Origin of the sequence: Roseburia sp. AF15-21 (assembly GCF_003479505.1) — a bacterium.
Taxonomy (GTDB): Bacteria; Bacillota; Clostridia; order Lachnospirales; family Lachnospiraceae; genus Roseburia_C; species Roseburia_C amylophila.
The window spans coordinates 338092-360837 of sequence record NZ_QUHG01000001.1; the positions used below are offsets into that span (position 1 = coordinate 338092).

At 38.4% G+C, this 22746-nt stretch carries 24 protein-coding genes; 6 read left to right on the plus strand and 18 right to left on the minus strand.

Going from position 1 to position 22746, the window contains the following annotated elements:
* The first annotated feature begins 195 nt into the window (after positions 1 to 195).
* The gene (locus DWW33_RS01640) at positions 196 to 1557 is read left to right on the plus strand and encodes a citrate/2-methylcitrate synthase (RefSeq protein WP_117698988.1); all 1362 of its coding nucleotides are present in this window, start codon (positions 196 to 198) and stop codon (positions 1555 to 1557) included.
* 126 nt (positions 1558 to 1683) lie between these two features.
* On the opposite strand, the gene DWW33_RS01645 is transcribed toward DWW33_RS01640, so the two are convergent.
* The gene (locus tag DWW33_RS01645; protein WP_117946991.1) at positions 1684 to 2028 is read right to left on the minus strand and encodes a hypothetical protein; all 345 of its coding nucleotides are present in this window, start codon (positions 2026 to 2028) and stop codon (positions 1684 to 1686) included.
* 216 nt (positions 2029 to 2244) lie between these two features.
* On the opposite strand from DWW33_RS01645, the gene DWW33_RS01650 reads away from it, so the two are divergent.
* Both DWW33_RS01650 and DWW33_RS01655 read left to right on the plus strand, forming a co-directional pair.
* On the plus strand, positions 2245 to 2622 hold the full coding sequence (locus DWW33_RS01650) for a response regulator (protein ID WP_118638719.1): 378 nt from the start codon (positions 2245 to 2247) through the stop codon (positions 2620 to 2622).
* 2 nt (positions 2623 to 2624) lie between these two features.
* Positions 2625 to 3506 (plus strand): chemotaxis protein CheX, encoded by an 882-nt coding sequence (locus DWW33_RS01655; RefSeq protein ID WP_118638720.1) that lies wholly within the window; start codon positions 2625 to 2627, stop codon positions 3504 to 3506.
* 122 nt (positions 3507 to 3628) lie between these two features.
* Here DWW33_RS01655 and thrC read toward each other — a convergent pair whose 3' ends face one another.
* Positions 3629 to 5119, minus strand: a complete 1491-nt coding sequence (gene thrC / locus DWW33_RS01660; protein WP_118638802.1) for a threonine synthase — start codon at positions 5117 to 5119, stop codon at positions 3629 to 3631.
* 72 nt (positions 5120 to 5191) lie between these two features.
* Positions 5192 to 6607 carry a WD40/YVTN/BNR-like repeat-containing protein gene (locus DWW33_RS01665; protein ID WP_118638721.1) on the minus strand — a complete coding sequence of 472 codons (1416 nt, stop codon included), beginning with the start codon at positions 6605 to 6607 and terminating at the stop codon, positions 5192 to 5194.
* A 281-nt stretch (positions 6608 to 6888) separates the two neighbouring features.
* On the opposite strand from DWW33_RS01665, the gene DWW33_RS01670 reads away from it, so the two are divergent.
* Positions 6889 to 7698: a hypothetical protein gene (locus tag DWW33_RS01670; RefSeq protein ID WP_117841096.1), complete on the plus strand. Its 810-nt coding sequence runs from the start codon at positions 6889 to 6891 to the stop codon at positions 7696 to 7698.
* Here DWW33_RS01670 and leuD read toward each other — a convergent pair.
* Positions 7685 to 8173 carry a 3-isopropylmalate dehydratase small subunit gene (leuD, locus tag DWW33_RS01675; protein WP_022243891.1) on the minus strand — a complete coding sequence of 163 codons (489 nt, stop codon included), beginning with the start codon at positions 8171 to 8173 and terminating at the stop codon, positions 7685 to 7687. The genes DWW33_RS01670 and leuD overlap by 14 nt on opposite strands.
* A 12-nt stretch (positions 8174 to 8185) precedes the next feature.
* A complete protein-coding gene (gene leuC, locus DWW33_RS01680) occupies positions 8186 to 9445 on the minus strand; it encodes a 3-isopropylmalate dehydratase large subunit (protein WP_118638722.1) in 1260 nt (419 codons plus the stop codon).
* A 131-nt stretch (positions 9446 to 9576) separates the two neighbouring features.
* Here leuC and DWW33_RS01685 point away from each other — a divergent pair, with 131 nt between their 5' ends.
* Positions 9577 to 10479, plus strand: a complete 903-nt coding sequence (locus tag DWW33_RS01685) for a LysR family transcriptional regulator (RefSeq protein WP_117841097.1) — start codon at positions 9577 to 9579, stop codon at positions 10477 to 10479.
* Positions 10480 to 10731: 252 nt separating this feature from the next.
* On the opposite strand, the gene ilvC is transcribed toward DWW33_RS01685, so the two are convergent.
* The 9 genes from ilvC to DWW33_RS01730 form a co-directional block, all read right to left on the minus strand.
* Positions 10732 to 11754, minus strand: coding sequence for a ketol-acid reductoisomerase (gene ilvC, locus DWW33_RS01690; protein ID WP_117698982.1), 1023 nt, complete (start codon positions 11752 to 11754; stop codon positions 10732 to 10734).
* A gap of 24 nt (positions 11755 to 11778) precedes the next feature.
* Positions 11779 to 12279: an acetolactate synthase small subunit gene (ilvN, locus tag DWW33_RS01695; RefSeq protein WP_117946994.1), complete on the minus strand. Its 501-nt coding sequence runs from the start codon at positions 12277 to 12279 to the stop codon at positions 11779 to 11781.
* A gap of 187 nt (positions 12280 to 12466) precedes the next feature.
* Positions 12467 to 12835: an Hpt domain-containing protein gene (locus DWW33_RS01700; RefSeq protein ID WP_118638723.1), complete on the minus strand. Its 369-nt coding sequence runs from the start codon at positions 12833 to 12835 to the stop codon at positions 12467 to 12469.
* A gap of 71 nt (positions 12836 to 12906) precedes the next feature.
* Positions 12907 to 13131, minus strand: coding sequence for a hypothetical protein (locus tag DWW33_RS15905; protein ID WP_242997776.1), 225 nt, complete (start codon positions 13129 to 13131; stop codon positions 12907 to 12909).
* Between the two features lie 312 nt (positions 13132 to 13443).
* Positions 13444 to 14355 carry a hypothetical protein gene (locus DWW33_RS01710; protein WP_118638724.1) on the minus strand — a complete coding sequence of 304 codons (912 nt, stop codon included), beginning with the start codon at positions 14353 to 14355 and terminating at the stop codon, positions 13444 to 13446.
* 347 nt (positions 14356 to 14702) lie between these two features.
* Positions 14703 to 15923: a zinc ribbon domain-containing protein gene (locus DWW33_RS01715; RefSeq protein WP_118638725.1), complete on the minus strand. Its 1221-nt coding sequence runs from the start codon at positions 15921 to 15923 to the stop codon at positions 14703 to 14705.
* 17 nt (positions 15924 to 15940) lie between these two features.
* Positions 15941 to 17053 (minus strand): hypothetical protein, encoded by a 1113-nt coding sequence (locus tag DWW33_RS01720; RefSeq protein ID WP_118638726.1) that lies wholly within the window; start codon positions 17051 to 17053, stop codon positions 15941 to 15943.
* Positions 17054 to 17056: 3 nt separating this feature from the next.
* A complete protein-coding gene (locus DWW33_RS01725) occupies positions 17057 to 17635 on the minus strand; it encodes a hypothetical protein (RefSeq protein WP_022242263.1) in 579 nt (192 codons plus the stop codon).
* Positions 17635 to 18828 carry an SPFH domain-containing protein gene (locus DWW33_RS01730; RefSeq protein ID WP_118172539.1) on the minus strand — a complete coding sequence of 398 codons (1194 nt, stop codon included), beginning with the start codon at positions 18826 to 18828 and terminating at the stop codon, positions 17635 to 17637. The genes DWW33_RS01725 and DWW33_RS01730 overlap by 1 nt, the downstream gene beginning before the upstream one ends.
* A 118-nt stretch (positions 18829 to 18946) precedes the next feature.
* Here DWW33_RS01730 and DWW33_RS01735 point away from each other — a divergent pair, with 118 nt between their 5' ends.
* A complete protein-coding gene (locus tag DWW33_RS01735) occupies positions 18947 to 19186 on the plus strand; it encodes a helix-turn-helix domain-containing protein (RefSeq protein WP_022242261.1) in 240 nt (79 codons plus the stop codon).
* Positions 19187 to 19471: 285 nt separating this feature from the next.
* On the opposite strand, the gene DWW33_RS01740 is transcribed toward DWW33_RS01735, so the two are convergent.
* From DWW33_RS01740 to DWW33_RS01755, 4 genes are all read right to left on the minus strand, one after another.
* Positions 19472 to 19711: a DNA-binding protein gene (locus tag DWW33_RS01740; RefSeq protein ID WP_117698976.1), complete on the minus strand. Its 240-nt coding sequence runs from the start codon at positions 19709 to 19711 to the stop codon at positions 19472 to 19474.
* Between the two features lies 1 nt (position 19712).
* Positions 19713 to 19949, minus strand: coding sequence for a helix-turn-helix domain-containing protein (locus DWW33_RS01745; protein ID WP_158552122.1), 237 nt, complete (start codon positions 19947 to 19949; stop codon positions 19713 to 19715).
* Positions 19950 to 20349: 400 nt separating this feature from the next.
* Entirely contained in the window at positions 20350 to 20874 is a 525-nt protein-coding gene (locus DWW33_RS01750) for an O-acetyl-ADP-ribose deacetylase (protein WP_118638727.1), read from the minus strand.
* 410 nt (positions 20875 to 21284) lie between these two features.
* Complete coding sequence (locus DWW33_RS01755) at positions 21285 to 22730, minus strand: MFS transporter (protein ID WP_117947099.1); 1446 nt, start codon at positions 22728 to 22730, stop codon at positions 21285 to 21287.
* Positions 22731 to 22746 lie beyond the last annotated feature (16 nt).

The window sequence follows — 22746 nt, forward strand, 5'->3', positions numbered from 1 at the left end:
TTGTAATATATATTCTGTAATTTATCCAGCAAAAAACATTTTATCAGAGAACATTTTTACATTAGTACTATCTTCCTATAATTCTAAATTTTTTAGAAAACAATTTTAAACTTTCTTTAAAATTTACACTTTTTTCTTGTTTTCTACAACCGAAATATGATAACATATTAAAATAATTAAAAGAGGAGGAACAATATGACAGGACGTTTTTATGAAATCACACCGGAAATAATGGAACTTGCGAATAAATGCTCCGCATCATCCATCATTCCTTCTGAATTATATACGAAATATAATGTTAACCGTGGTCTTCGTGATTTAAATGGAAAGGGTGTTCTGGTAGGACTTACACACATTTCTGATGTATGCTCTACCAAGCTGGTAAATGGAGAATACATTCCAGCTGAGGGCGAACTTTATTACCGTGGCTATAATGTAAAAGATTTAGTAAAAGGAATTGCACCGGACAGCCATTTTGGATTTGAGGAATGTGCTTATCTTCTGATGTTTGGTGAGCTTCCAACCAAAGAGCAGTTAAAAAACTTCTGCGGACTGCTTTCCGAATACCGTACACTTCCAACCAGCTTTGTGCGTGATATTATTATGAAAGCTCCAAGCAAAGATATGATGAATACACTGGCAAGAAGTGTGCTTACACTTTATTCCTATGATGACCGTGCCAATGATATTTCACTTCCAAATGTATTGAGACAGTGTTTACAGCTTATCAGCTTATTTCCACTGCTTTCTGTATATGGTTATCAGGCTTACCGCCATTATCATGATGGTGCCAGTCTTTATATTCATACCCCACAGCCGGAATTATCTACTGCAGAAACAATTCTTCATATTCTGCGGCCAGACAGTAAATATACCCCATTAGAGGCAAAACTTTTAGATATTGCATTAATCTTACATATGGAGCATGGTGGTGGAAATAACTCTACCTTTACTACCCATCTGGTATCTTCTTCCGGAACCGATACTTATTCTGTTATTGCCGCATCCCTTGGCTCCCTGAAGGGTCCGAAACATGGTGGTGCCAATATCAAAGTGGTTCAGATGTTTGAAGATATGAAACGCACTGTAAAAGACTGGACAGATGAAGACGAAGTAGGTAAATATCTTACCGCACTTCTTCACAAAGAAGCTTTTGACCATGCCGGTCTTATCTACGGAATGGGTCATGCAGTATATTCTCTTTCCGACCCAAGAGCAGTCATCTTCCGCGGTTTTGTGGAAAAACTTTCCCAGGAAAAGGGCTATGAGAAAGAGTTTGCACTCTACTCTTTAGTAGAACGTCTTGCACCGGAAATCATCGCCAAAGAGCGTAAAATCTATAAAGGCGTAAGTCCGAACGTAGACTTCTTCAGCGGATTTGTTTATCATATGCTTGACCTTCCATTAGAGCTTTATACACCGATTTTTGCAATTGCAAGAATTGCCGGCTGGAGTGCCCACCGCTTAGAGGAGCTTTCCCAGAACGGAAAAATTATGCGTCCTGCATATCGTAACATCGGGGAACGCAAAGAATATGTTCCGATTGACAAACGTTAAATCGCAAGCTTCTGCCACCTGCAGTTTCTTACGGAATGCTTAGACACAAAAAACTGTAGTTCTTATCCGGTATCTTTTCCAGATATAAACTACAGTTTTTTATAAATTATTATAAGTAAATATTTTTTATAAATACTTCTCTCTGGCATTCTTTAATGTACTGACCAAAAACAGACAAGATAACACCAGCAGCAGAAGGATTCCTGATTTAATAATAATCGGCAGTTTAAAGATGGTCTCACCCAATGCCGTCACAATGCCATATACTAATGCCAGTGCTCCGCAAAGAAGCATTTTCGGTGTTACCTCTTCTCTTATCTTCTCCGGATGTTTACATTTCTTTAATTCCTCCGGCGTTGCCAGAAGGCTGCTTGTCTTTCCGGTACTTTTCATCCATATGCCATTCATAAGAACATAGATACCTACCAGTGCTACTACAACATCTACTACTAAATTCCAGTTTACTTTCATAATATGTAACCTCTTTTACTCTTTTTTCCTGATTCTGATTTATCTTACCACACTTTACATTGCTATGTGAACATATTTATCATATAACCTTCTATTTTTATTTGTTTTTTATGCAAAACCACGAATTTTATCGAAAAAGCCATTGAAACTTTTGGTCAACTATTGTAGTATATTAATATGTTCTAATTATTCTAGTTGTATTTGGAGGGATTATATATGAAATTAGACGAAGCAAAAATCCTGATTGGAGATGACTCCATTCTGGCAAGAAAACAGTTAAAAGACATTATTGCGCAGTATGGTGGTACAACTTTTGTTGAGGCAGCAAATGGTCAGGAAGCAATTGACAAATTCAAATCCGATAAACCTGATATCGTTTTTCTCGATATTGTTATGCCGGTAAAAGATGGTATTGCCGCTGTAAAAGAAATTACAGAATCTGACCCGAAAGCGGTTATTATTATCGTATCTTCTGTTGGTACACAGGCTCAGTTAAAGAATGCAATTGAAGCCGGTGCAAAGGACTTTATCCAGAAACCGTTGAATGTTGAACAGATTGAGCGGGTACTGAAGAATCATTTTGAAGGGAGATAATTATGTATACACAGTTTTTTGGTAATTTTCTTTTAAGCAAAGGTGCTGTTCCTGCAGATAAACTGGTAGATGCATTAGAGAGGCAGTCCTCTTCCTATCTGAAATTAGGTACTCTGGCAATTCATGCCGGATTATTAAATGCTTCCCAGGTTGACGCTATTGTATGCCGTCAGACCCATGAAGACAAGAAATTTGGTGAAATTGCAATCGAAGGCGGATATCTTACAAAGGAACAGGTTGACAAATTACTCTCCTCGCAGAAACCAGACTACCTGCTTTTAGGTCAGATTTTGATTGAAGACGGACTGCTTACCAACAGTCAGTTTGAGGAATTACTTGCAGAATATCAGGCAAGTAATGAAATTGATGATTTAAATGTTGCTAACGAACAGAATGATATGGTTGAAAAGCTGATTCATAAATTCTTCCATTTTGATAATTCTGATATGTCAGGAAAGATTGTTGCATACCTTAATCTTCTCTTTAATGATATCGTTCGTTTCATCGGAAAGGATTTTACACCATTAAATCCACTGATGAAATCCGAGTATATGACCAACTATTGTGTTACCCAGAAAGATGAAGGTTTACTTTCTTTCAATTCTGGTGTAGACATGAGTAAATCTGTTGCAATTGCTTTTGCATCCCGTTATGCCAAAGAAGAATTCCATGAATTCGATGAGTATGTAAAAGCTTCTATCGAAGATTTCTTAAATCTTCACAACGGATTATTTAATGTAAATATGTCTAATGAATTTTCCCTGGAATTAAACTTATGTCCTCCGGAAGTTCATGAGGAAGAAACACTTACAAATGCCACTAAGATTTATGTATTTCCAATTATTTTCCCATTTGGAACCATTCACTTCCTGATGGAAATCTAATCTTAAACCTTTACATTTTATTTACATAAACGAAACCCTGTCAGATTTCTCTGACAGGGTTTTGTTACCTTGTATCCATAAGAAACTGCCGGTAGCAGATTCTCTATGTTTTACATAAGCATTTAGATATTTAAAAATGCTTTTACCGTCTTAGGCATATCTTCTACATCGCATTCTGTCTTATGAAGTACTTCTGCACTGCGGATGTCTTCAATTGCCTGTGGAACTGTTACATTTGCAATCTTGCTTAACTCATCTACCAGTTCAAAATCAGTCATGGAATCATATTTTTCTTTATCAATGGCATCCATTACGCTTCTGGTAAACTTGAACGGACTTGCTGTTGATGCAATAACAGTCTTGGTATTATCACCGGTCTCTTTTGCATATTTGTGGTATACACCGGTTGCTACAGCAGTATGTGTATCAATCACATAGCCGGTCTTCTCATAGAGGTCACGGATTACTTCTGCTGTTTCTTCCTCTGTGGTGTAATTGCCATAGAAGTCAGCAAGCTGGGCACGCATCTCATCGGTAATCATATATCTGCCCTCTTCTGTTAATGCACGCATGAATTCTGCATTCTTCTCTGCATCATTTCCGGCAATACGATAAATCAGACGCTCTAAGTTGCTGGAAATCAGTATATCCATGGATGGAGAAGAAGTTAGTACAAATTCACGGTTTCTGTCATAGGTTCCGGTTGAGAAGAAGTCAAATAATACTTTGTTCTCATTGGAAGCACAGATTAATTTTGCAATCGGAAGTCCTAAGTTCTTTGCATAGAAAGCTGCTAAGATATTTCCGAAGTTACCGGTTGGAACTACAATATTAATCTTTTCATCTTTTGCAATTGCACCATTTTCATATAATTTTGCATATGCATATACATAATAAACAATCTGAGGAACAAGACGGCCGATATTAATGGAGTTAGCAGAGGAAAACTGATATCCGGCTTTGTCCATCAATTCTGCCAGTTCTTTATCAGAAAACATTTTCTTAACGCCGGTCTGTGCCTGGTCAAAGTTACCATGAATACCAACTACATGTGTATTTGCCCCTTTCTGGGTAACCATCTGCTTCTCCTGAATCGGGCTGACACCATTCTTTGGATAGAATACAATAATCTTAGTACCAGGAACGTCTGCAAATCCTGCTAAAGCAGCTTTTCCGGTATCACCAGAAGTTGCTGTTAAAATAACAATTTCATTCTTTACATGATTTTTCTTTGCAGCAGTTGTCATAAGATAAGGCAGAATGGATAATGCCATATCCTTAAATGCTATCGTAGCTCCATGAAAAAGCTCCAGATAATATGCACCGTCTGCATCTACTAACGGAGCAATCTCTTCTGTATCAAATTTAGAATCATACGCACTATTGATACAATGCTTTAACTCTTCTTCTGTAAAGTCTGTTAAGAAAAGTTTCATTACCTCATAAGCAGTCTCCTGATAGCTCATTTTTGCCAGGGTATCCATATCAACGTCAAGTTTTGGTAATGAATCCGGCACAAATAAACCACCGTCTCCTGCAAGACCCTTTAAAATTGCCTGTGAAGCTGTTGCCTTTTCATCTGAGTTTCTTGTACTTGTGTAAATCAAATCCATTTTTTGTCCCTCTTTTGCTCTCTGCATAAAATTTGTTCTGTCTTTCATTATATAAGAACCTGCAGTTTACTGTCAATAACTTATCCCAGAATAATTCCATGTATTCCCACTATCTATGGATTCAAAAAGAATTCCATCGTTTTCACCCATAGCAGATATTACTTTTATTATAAGTTTTCCATCTTTCTGCTGTGGCATCTTGCAATAATCATAGTCTGATATGGAAAATCCATACTCTGCTGCCGTGTCCGGAAGTTCTGTCACTTCATCCATGGAAAGTTCAATCATGGAAAATGTTTTCCCGCCATCCTGTGTCAGATAAAGTGTGGAATAATCACCTGACGCTCCAGCCAATCCGATAACGCCCAGATTTTCATTATAGAATTCTATTCCTTCTGCCACACCAATATTTCCATCAAACGGATCTGCATTTTGCTGATTCCAGCTCTGCCCGCCATCCTTTGTCATTTCAAGCTCATAAAAACGGCTGCCGGCAGCTGCATCCGCCACCAACAGACGATAACCGGTATTGCTGTCCAGGAAAAAGTATACGCTTCCATCTTCCCTGTTTTCCGTCCACGGAGTGCCATCTCCGCTCTCTTCCTCATCATTGCCATCATTGCCGGCTACGGCATTGGTGTCTGCATTCCCGTTGTTATCCGTTGTGTCATTTCCAGCACCGTTTTTTGCTTCATCAATCTGCTCCTGCCGGTTTTGCTGGGCTAACACTGCAGCACTGGTATATTTTGGATTTATGATATAAGTTATAATTTCACCTGTATTTTCTTCGCCACCAGTAGAAAATGTAACTGCAAAACCTGTAACTTCTCCGCCATATTCCAACTGGCTTAAAATTGAATTTTCATTTGTATCTGCATTTCCATCTATATTTTCATTTTCATCTATCTCTGCACTTTCTGCATTTATCACCTGCAGGCTATCTGCACTGGTAAAAGCTCTTTTCCCCGAATAACTTATTCCAAAGGTATGGCTCTTTGTTTCTTCTGACCAGCTATCTACACGTTCTTTCACCTTTATATTTCCCAATAGTTCAAAAAGCGGTGTCAGGCACATATCTTCTTCATAATCTGTCTTGGCATAATTATTGATGTAAACTGTCATTTTGCTGCTTTTCTTCCGGTTATAGTCCACAAGATAGGTTCTGGTTTCTCCATTCTCATCCTCACCATAGAAAAACGTATCTATTGCAGCAATTTCTCCGGTAGCATAGAAAGTCACATTAAAATGGTTCACCAGATAAATTTTCTTAGGAAGCCCGATTTCATTATCCAGATCCTCCAATATCCCTGCCACACTGTCATCAAAGAAATTATCATGCTTTAATGTTATCTTTACTTCATCACTTTTTTGAAACCGTTCGGATGTCTTGAAAAAATATAACCCTCCAAGGCATACCAGTAACAGAATCATCCCTGCTTTTAGCCAGTTTTTTAATTGATATTTCTTTCTTGTATTTTCCTGCTTCAACGAATTGCTCCTTTCCACCTGCAATCATATCACTATTCCAATAACGCCGCCAAATATTCCTGATATTTCCACGAATTTTTATATCCTTGCAATTTCCAATATATATTGGCATCATAGCATATTTTTCATTTCAAAAGTTTGATATTTTCTTAAGATATTTTCCTGTTTTCATGCTTTCCTAAAAATGTTATACTTAAAGTGACGCTTACCGTAAGAACTCGCCACCGGCAGCTTCTTACAGATGATTTGTAACTAAGAATTTTAGAATGTGAGGATTTACCATGCTTTCCGGTGCTTTTTCAGCCAAAACAAAAGACGGAACCATCTACTACCGTTCCAGCCTTACCTATAAAAGAAAACATATTAGTCTTGGAAGCTTTCCAACGGAAGAAGAAGCCCATCTTGCCTATAAAGAGGGGACTTCTCTACTTTCTGAGTCTGAAATCACACTGGAAAATTATACCGCATATATTAAACTTTTAGATTTTGCCAAAGCCATTACACTTTTAAATTTCCGTGACAACGGCGTCTATATCAAGAATCCGATTTATCTGAAGCAGAATTATTTTCTCTATTTTCTCGCACCACAGACGGAATATAAATTTGATATTGATGATTTATTCTTTTATTCCAGCCACAAGATTATGCAGCGTGGTGGCCGGCTTTTTGTAAATGAATACGGCATGCAGACCGGGATTCTTTCCCGCTATGGAGTCCGTAATCATGCGGTACTGGATGTAGATTACACTTTCGCCAATGGTAACCCCTTCGATTACAGCTACGCCAATATTATTGTCATTAACCGCTACCGTGGAGTTGCCCAAACAGAACACAACGGACTCCTCCGTTATCAGGCTTTTATCCATATCAATGGCAATTATTCCATTGGTACTTATTCTTCCGAAGAAAAAGCTGCCATTGCCTACAACAAAGCTGTTGATCTGGCAAAGGCAGCCGGTATTCATAAGAATTTTGAAGAAAACTATATTACAGAGCTATCCGCTAGAGAATATGCAGAAATTTATACTAATCTTAAAATCTCTCCAAAATATATCAATTATCTTTCTACACTTTCTGCTATTTCTGATTGATGTAATTTACCAGTCCCTCGCAATCGATAATCTTCTGCATAAATGGTGGGAATGCCTGACCTTGGAAACTCTTTCCAGTGGTCTTGTCGGTAATGACACCAGTATCAAAATTTACCTCTACCTCATCTCCTGCTTTGATTTCCAAAGCTGCTTCCTTACATTCAATAATCGGAAGTCCGATATTGATTGCATTACGATAGAAAATACGTGCAAAAGTCTCTGCTATGACGCAACTTACACCAGCGGCTTTAATTGCAATTGGTGCATGTTCTCTGGATGAACCGCATCCAAAGTTCTTCTCCGCTACAATAATATCTCCTGCAGATACTTTATTTACGAATTCCTTATCAATATCTTCCATACAATGTAAGGCAAGTTCCTTAGGGTCGGAAGAATTCAGATATCTTGCCGGTATAATAACATCTGTGTCTACGTTGTCACCGAATTTAAATACTTTTCCTTCTGCTGCTTTCATGTTCTAATCCTCCTATACTTCTTCCGGGCTGGAAATCTTTCCTGTAATTGCACTTGCTGCTGCAACTGCCGGGCTTGCCAGATAAATTTCCGAATCCACATGTCCCATACGTCCCACAAAGTTACGGTTGGTTGTAGATACGCATCTTTCATTCTCAGCAAGGATTCCCATATAGCCACCAAGGCAAGGTCCGCAGGTCGGTGTGCTGACAATAGCACCTGCTTCAATAAAGGTTCTGATATATCCGGCTTCCATGGCATCCAGATAAATCTGCTGGGTTGCAGGAATTACGATTACACGTAAACCTTTCTTTACTTTCTTTCCTTTCAGGATAGAAGCTGCAATCTTAAGGTCATCTAATCTTCCATTCGTACAGGAACCGATTACTACCTGATCAATAGTAATGTCGCCTACTTCATCAATGGTCTTTGTATTTTCCGGAAGATGTGGAAATGCTACGGTTGGGCGAAGTGTACTAAGGTCAATGGTATACTCCTCATCATATACAGCATCCTCATCTGCTTCATATACTTTATAAGGACGCTTGGAATGCTCTTTCATATATGATTCTGCTTTCTCGTCTACCGGGAAGATTCCGTTTTTTCCACCGGCTTCAATTGCCATATTTGCAATGGTAAAACGGTCATCCATGGAAAGATACCGGATACCGTCACCTACGAATTCCATAGACTTATATAATGCTCCATCCACACCAATCATTCCGATGATGTGTAAAATAACATCTTTACCGCTAATCCATGGTGCTGGTTTTCCTGTGATGTTGAATTTAATCGCGGATGGTACTTTAAACCATGCTTTTCCGGTTGCCATTCCTGCCGCCATATCAGTACTTCCAACACCGGTAGAAAATGCTCCCAATGCTCCATAAGTACAGGTATGTGAATCTGCTCCGATAATAACATCTCCTGCAACAGTCAGTCCTTTTTCCGGAAGAAGTGCATGTTCGATACCCATTTCTCCTACATCAAAGTAGTTGGTGATTTCGTTTTTGCATGCAAACTCTCTGACGCATTTACAATGCTGTGCAGATTTGATGTCTTTATTTGGTACAAAGTGGTCCATAACCAGTGCGATTTTATCCTTATGGAACACTCCGTCTACTTTCATTTTCTCTATCTCATGGATAGCCACCGGTGAAGTAATATCATTTCCCAATACCAAGTCTAAATCTGCTTCAATCAACTGGCCAGCCTGAACAGAATCAAGTCCCGCATGTGCCGCAAGAATCTTCTGTGTCATTGTCATTCCCATTTGAAATTCCTCCTGAAATTAAATCATTTTTTCTATACTGTTGCTATTATAGCACAGCTAGTGGTATAATGGAAATACATATTAAACATATTTATTATGATTTTTAGTTATAAACACGGAGGAATCTATAAATGTTGCAGAGTTTATCCAGTTACCGTATTTTCTATACCGTAGCAAAAACACAGAATATATCAAAGGCAGCCAAAGAGCTTTATATCAGCCAGCCTGCCATCAGTAAATCCATACAGAAACTAGAGGAAAGCCTGGGCTGCGAACTATTCCGCCGAAGTTCCCGCGGCGTATTGCTGACCGAAGAAGGCGAACTTCTTTTTACTCATGTCAGTTCCGCTTTCGAAACCCTGACTTTAGGGGAAGATAAATTAAAGAACTCCTTAGAGCTTGGTGTCGGCCACTTAAAAATCGGTGTCAGTTCCACACTCTGCAAATACATGCTTTTGCCTTATTTAAAGGATTTCACAAAACGCTATCCGCATATTAATATTTCTATCGTATGCCAGTCTACCAACGAATCCTTACAGATGTTAGAAGAAAACAAAATTGATATCGGTCTGATTGCAAGGCCGGAAAACCAGAAAACTTTAAATTTCAGCAATGTGGCTGAAATTGAAGATATTTTTGTTGCAACGGAAGCTTACTTAAACGTATTGAATGCAAGGGGCATTTCTTCCGATGCAATCTTACAGAATTCTACACTGATGCTTCTTGATAAGCACAACATGACCCGTCAGTATATTGATGATTATTTACAGGAAAATAAAATCGAGACCAGAGATTTAATCGAAGTCTCTACGATGGACCTCTTAATTGACTTTGCAAAAACCAACCTGGGTGTTGCCTGCGTCATCCGCCAATTTGTCCAGAACGAACTTGCAAATAAAGAGTTATTAGAAATTCCACTTGGTTTTCCAATTCACAAGCGTGAAATTGGCTTCGCTTATAAAAACACCTTAAAGCCTTCGAAATCCTTGGAATTATTTATTGATTTCTACCAGAATTTTCATCCGGGCGAATAAGATGCATCACTGTCAGTTTCTTACAAATGCCTGTCAGCTATGAGAAACATACTTTGAGCGTTTCTCACGGAGCGTTTTTACTTTACAGGAAAGCAATTTCCTGTAACTACGAGAAACACGCTTTGCGAGTTTCTCGAGTTATCGCGGTGCTCGCCAAATCCGCATGCAAGCATGCGATTTTTCTCGCTACTCGCGTAAAAAAAAGCTGCCGCAATTGCGACAGCTTTTTTATCATCTTTTTGAAGTATCAGATTAGTTGTTAACCAGCTTATCTTCTTCGTTGTTCCAGCTATACAGTTTACGAATTTCTTCGCCGACTTTCTCTGATGGATGCTCAGAAGCAAGCTTTCTCATAGCTTTGAAGTGTACCTGGCGTCCTGCCGGTGACATATCAAGTAAGAATTCTTTTGCAAAAGTACCATCCTGAATATCTGTTAAAATCTGTTTCATTGCTTTCTTTGTCTCAGCAGTAACAATCTTAGGTCCTGTGATATAATCACCATACTCAGCAGTGTTAGAGATAGAATATCTCATTCCAGCGAATCCTGACTGGTAGATTAAGTCAACAATCAGTTTCATCTCATGGATACACTCGAAGTATGCATTTCTCGGGTCATAACCAGCTTCGCAAAGTGTTTCGAAACCAGCCTGCATAAGTGCACAAACACCGCCACAAAGAACTGCCTGCTCACCGAAAAGGTCTGTCTCTGTCTCTGTACGGAAGGTTGTCTCAAGAAGTCCTGCTCTTGCTCCACCAATTCCAAGACCATATGCTAATGCCAGGTCAAGTGCTTTACCGGTTGCATCCTGCTCTACTGCTACCAGACAAGGAGTTCCTTTTCCAGCCTGATACTCAGAACGTACAGTATGTCCTGGTGCCTTAGGAGCGATCATTGTTACGTCAACATCCTTTGGTGGTTTGATACATCCGAAATGAATGTTAAATCCGTGAGCGAACATTAACATGTTTCCTGGCTCAAGGTTTGGCTCGATATCGTTCTTATACATATCAGCCTGTAACTCGTCATTGATAAGAATCATAATAATATCAGCCTGTTTTGCAGCTTCTGCTGCTGTATATACTTTGAATCCCTGTTTTTCTGCTTTTGCCCAGGATTTGCTACCATTGTAAAGTCCAATAATGACATCACAGCCTGATTCCTTTAAGTTTAATGCATGTGCATGTCCCTGGCTACCGTAACCAATGATGGCGATTTTCTTACCATCCAGTAAGGAAAGGTTACAATCTTCCTGATAATAAATTTTTGCTGCCATTTTTTCAGCCTCCTGTTTTAATGATTAATCTAAATATGTAACATCGGCAGACCCTCTGGTCAAACCTGTGATACCGGTTCTAGCGAGCTCTAATATCTCATAGCCCTGTAACAGATCCATAAATGCATCTAATTTATCCTGATGCCCTGTCAGTTCAATTACCATGGAATCGTTGGTGACATCAACCACCTTGCCATGGAAAATATTGGTAACGCTTAAGATTGCCTGACGCTCTGTATCCTTCGCTTTAATCTTAACCAGAATCAGTTCTCTGGTCACTGATGTACCCGGTTCTAATTTTTTAATATCCCGTACATCTTCAAGCTTTGCAAGCTGCTTTTCAATCTGCTCTAAAATCTGCTCGTCACCACTTGCTACTATAGTTATTCTGGTATATCTTGGATCTGCAGTTACACCAGATGAAAAACTATCAATGTTATATCCTCTCCGGCTGAAAAGTCCTGAGATATGACTTAATACGCCTGAGGTATTCTCTACTAAAATAGATAATGCCTGTTTTCTCATGTGAAAACCATCCTTTTTCTTTCATTCACATTACAGTTATTCTAGCATATCAGTTCTGTTTGTCAATACTAAAATGGCTTAAAGTAATAATATTTTTTTATACAATAACCTATGGTTATATCGTTAATAACAATAACATAAAACTACAAGAAACACATTTTGCAATCTGGCGGGCTGCCTGCATAAATTACGGCTGTGAATCCCTGTATTTCCGGATAATATCAATTGTCTTCTGATAATCCATTTTGACTTTCCTAAATTGCTGCAGCATCTCTTCTCCGTATATTTTATAGCGGAGCTGTTCGCACAGAATTATGCTTGATTTGCTCAGCCGTCCCAACCCGAGCGTCATGGTCTCTCCCTTTAAGGTATGTACCAGATCAAAGGCTTTCTCATAATCCCTTTCCTGTAAAGCTTCATCAATCCGCTGTACTTCATCGCTTTCTAAGAATTTTATCAAAAAACGGTGTACCAGCTCTTCCTTCCGGAGTCTGCGCATGACCTCTGCATAATCTCCCTCCAGTTCCTTGTAGCATTGCTCTAAATCCATACTCATATTCCCTTTCTGTTGATTTTCTCATAGCATTATAGTACACCACCGTTTTTTCTTTTTCAAGCAATTCTTCCTTATTGTCTGGTGTTTCCATCCGGCTGCACCGGCAGTTCATTCTGTTGCTTTACACTTTGTTGTCCTTCCGAGAGCATAATAAGCGTCCAGGTTATTTCTTTTCTTGCATATTCCAATGTCTCTTCTCCATCATATACCGTATCAACCTGGTACTTATGAAATACAAGAATATCTGTAACAGCTTCTGCCATGCTTTCTTCGTCTTCTGCATAGAGTAACTTCATAAAAACATCCTCCTTGTTGCATAACCTGCCAGGCATACCATAACTAGCTTCTTACAAGCATTTTGGAACTATAGAAAACACATTTTGCAGGAAAGCAATTTCCTGTAAAACAAAAAAGCCAGGATAAAATCCTGACTATATTTTCGGGGAGTACCTCCCGAACTCCGAAGAGCCCGAGAGGCATGAGTTATGAAAAATTATATTAGCTTAATAGCTAGTACTTTTATACTATATCTTATAAAAATATGTTTGTCAAGTGTTTCCCTACAATTTTTCTTAGGGACTTACTTGGGTATATTTCCATTTGAATTTCTACAGTTTTTGATATATTTTTTCTACGTCATAATCCGGCGCCATAGTTGCTGCAATTTCATATATCTTCCTGATATTTTCCGGCTCTTCTTCCAGCATATCAGATGTTTCTTCTACGGAGTTGCCTTTTTGCAGTTTCTTGATTACCTGACGAATTAGTTGCAGTTTTTCGCCCTGCTCCAATTTATTTTCCAGTTCTTTTTCAATTTCATCTTTCATTAATTCACGCAATGCTTCACACATCTCATTTTGCCTCCTTAACAGACTATATACCTGCTTATTTGCATTTACACTTACTTGAAGTACCGAATCAATATTGCTCCGTTCATTCTTACTTTCCAAATAATGTATCTGTTCCAAAAATAGTTCTGCATCCTGCATCTCTACCTGTGTAGTCAATACCCGCAGGCTGCAATGAGCTTTTCTTTCCAACTGACTTGTTACTACAACTTGTACTGGGAACGGAACTTTTCCTCTTACATAATAAATTCCAGGATACATTTTTTTCAGGATATATCCTTCTTTTTTCAGTTCCAGAAAAAGTGCCTTCGGATAAGCATTCCGAAAAAAGGATACGGTCACCTCAGATGCTGGAATTTTATTGACTGCTATCCCCTGCGCCTTATATAAGCTGGCGTATCCAATTACCTTAAAGAAGGAATCTATCGTCAATTCATCTCCCGGTCCCTTATACTCTAAAATATTGTGTCCCCTCATAATATGACCAATTTCATTTTGTAACGTCCGCTTCCAATCCATCTTTTTAATAATCACAAGATCAATCTGAAGTGGTTTCTTACTCAAATTATACTCCGGAATTAATTCCAGTACATCCAGATCTTGTCGCAGTTCCAGTTCTGTTGCTGCACAAAACGCCGGATGCCATTGTAATTTTTCTGTTTTTCCTGACATTTCTTCTCCTTTCTTTTGTCTTGGAGAGTATACTTTTGCAATGTCACTTAACCGCAACAACCTTTGTCTGAAAGAATTCTCTCCGCTTCATTTAATGTGAAATAAAAGCTTTGAAAATTCCTGTTATCATATCAGGTTATGTGGTGAACCCGGCGAAATGATAGAATACCGGTATACTTCTGACAGGCTATGTGCCATTGAAATGTATATAGAAATATCAAGCTTTGATTACATTATAACATGATGAAATGAAAATGTCAGTAAAAAAAGAAAGCATCTGCCCTCCCTTAATCGGATAAGCAGATGTTTTCCATCTTAGTTTCTTTCAACTTCTATTTTTGTATCTGTTACATGCATCTTGCTCCGCACTTTGTGCAGAATTTTGCACCCGGCATAATTTCATTTCCACACTGCGGACAGAACATCTTCTGTTCTGCTTCCACTTTGGTTCCGCATTTCGAGCAGAATTTGGATCCAGGTGCAATTTCTGCTCCACAATTCATGCAGTGAAGTCCAGCTGCTGATTCTTCATAGGTATCGTCATATGCTTCCTCTTCTGTTTCGTCTTCATCCATATCCAGCATCAGTTCACTTGTAACATGAACCGCATCCAGCTCTTTTTTCATTCTCTTAAGCAGACCAAGTGAGCCTTTAATCAACTGACTCTTTCCCATTGCCAGTTCATTCACCTGAGCGTTTGCTTCTGCCATATTTACATCCAGATAATTGAGCATAACCTTTAAGGTATCTGCACCGGATGCACCCGCATCCATAATCAATAAAGCTGCACCTACTGATTCATCAGTATCAAATACAATAAATGCATCTCCACCAAAAAGTTCTATTTTTTTCTTTGCAAGAAGAAGATCCTCACAGATACCATCCAGAATAACCGGTGCATCCTCTGATATATCCTTATAATTATCATATGTTATTTCTTTAGTCATAAGTTTGGTTTTATATCCCATATTGCATGCTACACAAAAATCGTATTTATCCATTCTTCCTGTTGATAGAACAATCAGAGAAGCCTCTGCCTCTATATCCCATGTCACTTCCAGTTCTGTATCTGCACCAAGTTCATCTAATACTTCTTTTAATGTCTCTGCTCTTTCTTTTGTAGTAGAAACAAAAAATCCATTATCATCTGAAACACCTGTCAGAAGCTTTAATTCCAGGTCTCTTCGGTCAAAGCCCAGAATATTATGATAACATTCTATTACCGCATCTTTCTGTTCGCCAATTGAGTAAATAACTATATTAGCCAATGCCGGTGCATCCTCTTCATCCTGCCAGTTTTTCTGGATATAAGTGCTCGCTCCGGCATTATCCAGTGCCTGTTGCATTTCATAAAGACTCTCCGTCTCTGGAAGTGTAATTATAGTAGACTGTCCTTCTAATATATTATCATTCAGCACAGTAGCAATTCCCGTAGGGTCTTCCGGGAAGTAATTCTGCGCAATTGCAATTACCTGTGCCGGATTTGGTCCTACCTCGGTGATTACCAGCTTATTCTCTGCTACCTGTTGTGCTCCTCTGTTTCCAAATAATGATTTCATTAATCCCATTTACTTTTTCTCCTTTTCTAGTAATATTGACCAGCTGCTATCAACAGTGGAATTATCTCTTCTACATTTATCTTCTGTAACTGTTCTAAGTTACTTCCAATACGATTGATATTCTGTATATTATTCTGACACACGTTAAGTTCCGCCTGCAGATTATTCCGTCTTTCAAGCATCACCTGCATTTGTCCATTTATTTTATCGATGTTCTGTTGTGCCGAATCTTTCTGTGGATTTGCTGTAATAATTCCAAATACCAAGAAATAAAACATGATAATCAGAAAAACAACGCCCACCGAAATTGCCACACGAAGAATAGTCCGCACACACCCCAACAGAATTCTGCCAATTCCAGCAAAAAAGCCATAACTCATTGCATTTGAGAAAAGATATCTCACATCTGCAATCCAGCGGAACAGAAAAATTACACTGACAATTCCTATGATGGCACAAACAACAGCTACAATAATTGAAACAGCCTTACCTATTGCTGAAGTATGTTCCCAACGTGCCGAAAATTCTTCTTTCTTCTCTGATAATGAATTCTCCTGAATTTTAGTCATTTCATCCAGCTGCTTAATATTATTGCTAAGCTCTGCCTGCTTCGCATTTTCCGCATTCAGTGCATTGCCAAGCTGTCCTAATGCACTCTGTTTTCCATCTGACAAAACTTTTTCCATCTCAGCTTTTATATCCGGAGTAATATCTTCACACAGATTTAATTTCTGGATATATTCGCCCACTGCGTTCCATTCCGGCCGGTCTTTCTGTATTTCGCACAGCGCAAGTCCGTAATATCCCTTGTAACTCCAGATAAAATCATTTTTGATTTTATTGAAAGCCTGCTGGGCAGCTGATATATTGCCCTGTTTCAATAAAGTCATGGCATTTTTATAACGGTTATCCAGACCATCTCTTCCACTTCCTCCAGCAACAGCAGCAGTCAGATTGATATTTTCAATTGTTTTCTTCAAATCCTGATGAATATTTTCAATATGTTCATCTGTTTTCTGAAACTCTTTTGATAAATTATGTACCAGGAAAAGATTATCACATGCCATGCATTCATACTTTTCCTCTGTAATTTTTCTTACTGCACCACTGCCACAACTGGGACATTTTATTTCTTCCATTTTCTAGCCCTGCTCCTTTGTATTTTTTATTTTTCTGATTTCAAGCTGCTTCATGATTGCTCCGCAGATTTCCGCAAAAGCGGCTTCATCTGTTGTTGAAGAAAGCTGCAATATCAACTGTCTGATTGCCTCATTTTCTGTTGCCACTGCAGGTGAACTGACCGGATCACTGTATCGCATCTTTTCCAGCACTTTGTCAATTTCTTTGCGGTTGACCTCATCTGTAATCTGCACTCTGCAAATTTCAAGCTGCTGAATAAGTCCTTTAAACACTTCGATGGAACTCTGTTCCTGTGTCTGAACCTTTGTAATATATTTATTACTTGCTGCCATAGCAATCTCAATGATAATGAAAACTGCTAAAATCGCACTCTGTAACAAATAGGAATACACCTGATAATCCTTCGGAATTTTCAGGCAGACCTTAAAGAAAACAAAAATCTGAATTACAAGATAGACTCCGCTCAGATATACAAGCGGCATCTTTAATGCTGCCTTTTGTTTTTCCTGTTTATGAAATACCAGAAATGCAAAAATTGGCTGCATCAATATTGCAATCAGGCAAAATATGTACTTGAACATTATTTCTCCCTCCTCGTTCCGCATTTCGTACAGAAATTAGCTTCCGGCGGCATTTCATTTCCACAGTTTGCGCAGAAAATCTTCTGTGGAATCACCACTTTTTCACCACACTGGAAACAGAATTTAGCATCCTTCGACAGACTCGTTCCACACTTGACACAGGTAATATTTCCACCTTGCGCCTGCGGCTGTACTGCTGGCTGCGACTGTGTTGCTGCAATATCTGGCTGCATTGCTGCTGTCCCTGTCTGCGCTGCTGTTACCGGCTGTGCCTGAACTGCTGCATCCATATTGTTTTTCATCATGTCACCCATGGAAAACGCCAGTGGAATCTGTGCCATCATATTCGCCGGATTCGCTGCAAAGCCTTCATTCTGTGCAAATGTTCTGCTTACATCAAACTGCTGCTCCTGTTGCCAGGTATATCCCTGCAGTTCTCTCGCTTTGGCAAGTCCTTCTGCTTCAATTACGGTAGCATCACGATTTCCCATTGCTTCAAACCGCTTCTGTGCCATGCTGTTATCTAATTTTTTAAGTTCTTCCAAATCGTCCGGCTTAATGGTAACTGCAGACACAAAGAAATTTAAAATCCGGATGCCATAGCCTTCAAGGTCGCTTTCCACCTGACCGGCAACGTTTTCGGAAATTTCATTCAAATGCTGGTTGAAAACATTGTAGCTATATTTGCTGAGTTCTACTGCAATGCAATTTTTTACTCTTGTAACTAAAAGGTCTTTAAAAAATTTCTGAATATCTTTGGTGGTCATTGCTTTTTCGGTACCAACCAGATTAATCAGAAGCTTTCTTCCATCCTCTATTTTCAGTCCGAAAGAACCACTGGCACCGGCACTGTAACTATAGCCGTAATTCGGATCACGAACTGTCACCTGACTTGGTGTTCCCCATGCGATATCCATCATGGTCGCAAGGTTAATAAAATAAACCTCCACATGGAACGGACTTACTCCGCCCGAAACCAGATTTCTTATTTTGGAAATAAGTGGAATGTTTTTCGTTTCTAAGGTATAACGACCTGCTTTAAAAGAATCCAGTGCCTGTCCGTCACTGAAAAATACTGCCTCCTGCGACTCATGCACAATCAATTGTGACAGCGTATTAAAGTCTTCTGCGGGATGCTTATAAATAAGAGTTGAATTATCCCCTTCATATTTGATCACTTCCTGAATAGCCATCAAACTTTCTCCTTCCGTAAATTTATATAAACTCCTTTCTCGATTATACTACAAAACTTCCATTTTGGACACTTTTTTCTTCCATTTTGGATATTATTTTCTCAACGAGGTGATACATATGTCAGAAAGAATTAATCAACACCTGCATCCACTGGTAGGTTCTAACATCCGGAGACTGCGGAAAGAACAGGGTTTGAAAGCCACCGAAGTCATTGCGAAGCTCCAATGTGATGGCATCAATGTAACTACCGGCATATTCAGCAAGGTGGAAAATGGTTATAATAACCCAACGGTAGATATGCTGATTGGATTGACCAAGATTTTTAATTGTGATTTTAATGAATTCTTTAAACAATAATAGGCAGCTAAACGGTGAATGGTTTAGTTGCCTGTTGTTGTTTTGTCATATAAAAGGGGAGCTACCAATATTATTTTTTGAAATATGTTATTTTCTACAATGTTGTCCTGTCGTTGACTTTGCCTGATTCTGACATAATCACACTACACATAACATCAAGTGTCTAACACGTTTTTATTATATCATCACCATCTTTTTTTACAATACTAACGCTTATGAAATATACTAATAAAACAAGGTCAGTCTTTCCACACCATGGTGATTCCAAGACTGACCTTAATGTCACTAATTCATATTCTGTTGCAATTCTTTTATGTTGTCCAAATCAGACAAATCCATTCCTTCATATCTCTCAACAAAATCTATCAATGTTGATTTACGAACCTTTAGACTACCTAATCGAAGTGCAGATAATAGTTTTCTGTTAATCAACTCATATACCAGATGCCCATTCACCTCTAATACCGCTGCCGTCTCACGCACATTGTACAAAAGCTTTTCGTCTTTTAAATCCTTTTTATCCATTTTACACCATCCCTCCTAAATATGTTCCTAAAATCGTATTTGCATCAGTTTTGTAAAAATTAATAAATCTAAAAAGCATCTGAATACTCATTCCCTTTGAGCCTTCCTCAATTCGTGCATAATGACATAAACTCATATCCATTTCCTCAGCCGCCTTCATCTGTGTCATTTTTCTTTTTTCACGTAAATCTCTTATATTATTTCCAATCACATATGGATCAAATTTAGTTCTGCTCACTTCTGCCACCTCCATCAATTAACATCCATACTCCTCTGCATGTGATATTTTTCTCTTACTCATAATAAATTATCTCCTTTACGATTTCGTATTGGAGAGCTCCGGCGCCTTCACTCTCGTGACGTGCTCTCTCAAGCACATGTTTATTGTATATTGTCATGGATGAATTACCGACCGTGTTTACGCGACAATTTTGTCGTGTTAACACGACATTTTCATCTGCTTCTAATATACTTAAATATTTTTTACAGATAGGACTTCCGTTCGAAGCCAAAAAAAGAATCCATGCCTTTCCCGCATGAATTCATTTTATCGTTCCTTACGCATCCTTATATTCTATTTTTAATGGTGTATGTGCTCAAATATCTGTCATATATAAAGTCTGCTATAATTAATCCAATTATTTGTCGTATAATTTATCAACCTCGGCTTCATACACCGATTCAGTCTGAGTATCAAACAGCACCCATTCCACCAAATCGAAACTGTCCGGATTATCTTGCAAGAACCTGTTTACTGTATGTACTGCAATCTTTGCTGCCAACTCAACCGGAAAACCATATGCTCCCGTTGATATGGAAGGAAATGCAATAGACCTTATTCCATTATCCATTGCCAACTTCATAGAATTAAAATAGCAGTTAGCAAGAAGTTCCTCTTCTCTATTTCTTCCACCATTCCATATCGGTCCGACAGTATGTATAACATCATCACATGGCAGATTATATGCCTTAGTGATTTTAGCCTCTCCCGTATCACATCCATGAAGTGTCCTGCACTCCACCAGAAGTTCCGGTCCTGCGACTCTGTGAATAGCACCATCTACTCCGCCTCCTCCAAGAAGAGAGCTGTTTGCTGCATTCACGATTGCCTGCACATCTGTTATTTTCGTAATATCACCTTTTATCGTCTTGATCAAGTACATTTTCTTCTCCTTTATCTTCAACAATTAATGCTAAATAATATGCAAATGGAATCAATATTTTCTGCTGTACAGAACTCTCATCATACACAATTATCTTCTTTTGAATAGCATTTAAATCTGTGAAATACGCTAAATACAGACTGAACAATTTCCAATATGTTTGATTTCAAATCAAAGCCTTTTCTTCACTCACTTTTATAATACGTGGAAAAAGCATAATTTGTAGAAATCATTTTTATAGTTAATCCATAATTATTACAAACAGATTCTATCACCCTATCTATATGATCTGCTATATATTCAGAAACATTATCACGTACAATACTATTTTCATATATAAAATCATCAATTGTCATTCATATCACTTTTTTCTAAACTCATCAATTATAAGATCATCACAACTAATTGAATCATTTTTTATTTGTGCTTTTTATTTCCGCTACCAGTTCTTCATACTTACGTTCGTCAATAATATATTTCCGTTTAATCAGTATATAAGCAGCTCCTATAGAAATTACCGGAACAGCTACAATTCCAAGACGCAATATAAATCTTTGTCCGGCATCTGCTGTCTGAATAAATTTATCTGCCTGTACAATTACATTTTCCGAAGTAAGTTCTCCTGTACCAGCTTTTATTTCTAATCCGGATATTTTCTGACTGATTGCATAAATATTGCTTATAATCAGTATTAACGCAACAACCGCCTGATCAACTGCACTTGCCAGCTTTGTTGCAAAAGATCTTACTGCTGAGATAATACTGTCATGTCGTTCATGAAACCGGACTTCATCATACTCTATGGTATTATTTAACATGACAATCATCGTCATATTGAATGCCCCCTGCGAAAAGAAGATTAGAAAACCGATGATATTCAGTAAAACAACACTTTTTGGTACAATGTAGCCTACACTCATAAAAAGTATATACCCAATGACTGTAATGCTGGTAGCTGCAGTTATAATCTGATTTCGTGTGAATTTTGAGGAAAGCCACGCAAAAGATGCCTCTGATATCAGCGTTCCTAATCCATACATAATTGTAAACCAAAATACAAGACTGCCACCTACAGAATATCCAAATTCAAAATAAAAGAAATTCATTCCAATCATAATCAGAAGACCATTTCCGATTTGGAATAATAAACATGCAATTCCAATCACTATCAACTGATCATTTCTCAGGAATATATGAAACATATCTTTTAATGACAGTGTTCTCTTCTTTTCCGGTCGTTTTCTCTCTTTTACTCCAAACACTGTAAGTAGCTGGAAACCAATAAAACAAAAAGCAATCACAATCGCAGCCGTCCGATATGCCATAATCGCATTTCCAGCTACCATATCAGGGAGCAGACCTGCAACAGAAAACTGTCCGATACAGATAAAAATTCCCTGTACGGTTACCAGCCAGTTCCGTTCTCCCGGATCTGATGTAAGACTCGGCAGCATTCCCCAATAGGCAATATCATTCATTGTGTAAGTCATTCCCCATAAAAGATATCCCACTCCAAAAAATGCAACAAATCCCCATCCTTCCGGCCTTACTGTAAACAAGCAGATAATTATCAGGCTGTTTAAAATTACTCCTATAAAAATCCAAGGTTTAAATTTTCCGGCTTTCAAATGCGAATTTTCAATAATAATTCCCATCATTGGATCATTAATGGCATCCCACAGCAGACACACTACCATAATTGCTGATATTACTGCATATTGGGCAACTGTCAGTTTCATCGTATATTGAATATATGTAAGAAGAAACATAGAGACAAGTGCATACGCCATATCTCTTCCGGTTGCTCCTATACAATAGCTCCATTTTGTGCGTTTATCCAATTTATTGTTTTCCATATACGACTTCCCCCTC

Bases quoted from the DNA above. Each gene is read 5' to 3' on its own strand.
- DWW33_RS01640 (WP_117698988.1), top strand. From the start codon at position 196: ATGACAGGACGTTTTTATGAAATCACACCGGAAATAATGGAACTTGCG.
- DWW33_RS01645 (WP_117946991.1), bottom strand. From the start codon at position 2,028: ATGAAAGTAAACTGGAATTTAGTAGTAGATGTTGTAGTAGCACTGGTA.
- DWW33_RS01650 (WP_118638719.1), top strand. From the start codon at position 2,245: ATGAAATTAGACGAAGCAAAAATCCTGATTGGAGATGACTCCATTCTG.
- DWW33_RS01655 (WP_118638720.1), top strand. From the start codon at position 2,625: ATGTATACACAGTTTTTTGGTAATTTTCTTTTAAGCAAAGGTGCTGTT.
- thrC (WP_118638802.1), bottom strand. From the start codon at position 5,119: ATGGATTTGATTTACACAAGTACAAGAAACTCAGATGAAAAGGCAACA.
- DWW33_RS01670 (WP_117841096.1), top strand. From the start codon at position 6,889: ATGCTTTCCGGTGCTTTTTCAGCCAAAACAAAAGACGGAACCATCTAC.
- leuD (WP_022243891.1), bottom strand. From the start codon at position 8,173: ATGAAAGCAGCAGAAGGAAAAGTATTTAAATTCGGTGACAACGTAGAC.
- leuC (WP_118638722.1), bottom strand. From the start codon at position 9,445: ATGGGAATGACAATGACACAGAAGATTCTTGCGGCACATGCGGGACTT.
- DWW33_RS01685 (WP_117841097.1), top strand. From the start codon at position 9,577: ATGTTGCAGAGTTTATCCAGTTACCGTATTTTCTATACCGTAGCAAAA.
- ilvC (WP_117698982.1), bottom strand. From the start codon at position 11,754: ATGGCAGCAAAAATTTATTATCAGGAAGATTGTAACCTTTCCTTACTG.
- ilvN (WP_117946994.1), bottom strand. From the start codon at position 12,279: ATGAGAAAACAGGCATTATCTATTTTAGTAGAGAATACCTCAGGCGTA.
- DWW33_RS01700 (WP_118638723.1), bottom strand. From the start codon at position 12,835: ATGAGTATGGATTTAGAGCAATGCTACAAGGAACTGGAGGGAGATTAT.
- DWW33_RS15905 (WP_242997776.1), bottom strand. From the start codon at position 13,131: ATGAAGTTACTCTATGCAGAAGACGAAGAAAGCATGGCAGAAGCTGTT.
- DWW33_RS01710 (WP_118638724.1), bottom strand. From the start codon at position 14,355: ATGTCAGGAAAAACAGAAAAATTACAATGGCATCCGGCGTTTTGTGCA.
- DWW33_RS01715 (WP_118638725.1), bottom strand. From the start codon at position 15,923: ATGGGATTAATGAAATCATTATTTGGAAACAGAGGAGCACAACAGGTA.
- DWW33_RS01720 (WP_118638726.1), bottom strand. From the start codon at position 17,053: ATGGAAGAAATAAAATGTCCCAGTTGTGGCAGTGGTGCAGTAAGAAAA.
- DWW33_RS01725 (WP_022242263.1), bottom strand. From the start codon at position 17,635: ATGTTCAAGTACATATTTTGCCTGATTGCAATATTGATGCAGCCAATT.
- DWW33_RS01730 (WP_118172539.1), bottom strand. From the start codon at position 18,828: ATGGCTATTCAGGAAGTGATCAAATATGAAGGGGATAATTCAACTCTT.
- DWW33_RS01735 (WP_022242261.1), top strand. From the start codon at position 18,947: ATGTCAGAAAGAATTAATCAACACCTGCATCCACTGGTAGGTTCTAAC.
- DWW33_RS01740 (WP_117698976.1), bottom strand. From the start codon at position 19,711: ATGGATAAAAAGGATTTAAAAGACGAAAAGCTTTTGTACAATGTGCGT.
- DWW33_RS01750 (WP_118638727.1), bottom strand. From the start codon at position 20,874: ATGTACTTGATCAAGACGATAAAAGGTGATATTACGAAAATAACAGAT.
- DWW33_RS01755 (WP_117947099.1), bottom strand. From the start codon at position 22,730: ATGGAAAACAATAAATTGGATAAACGCACAAAATGGAGCTATTGTATA.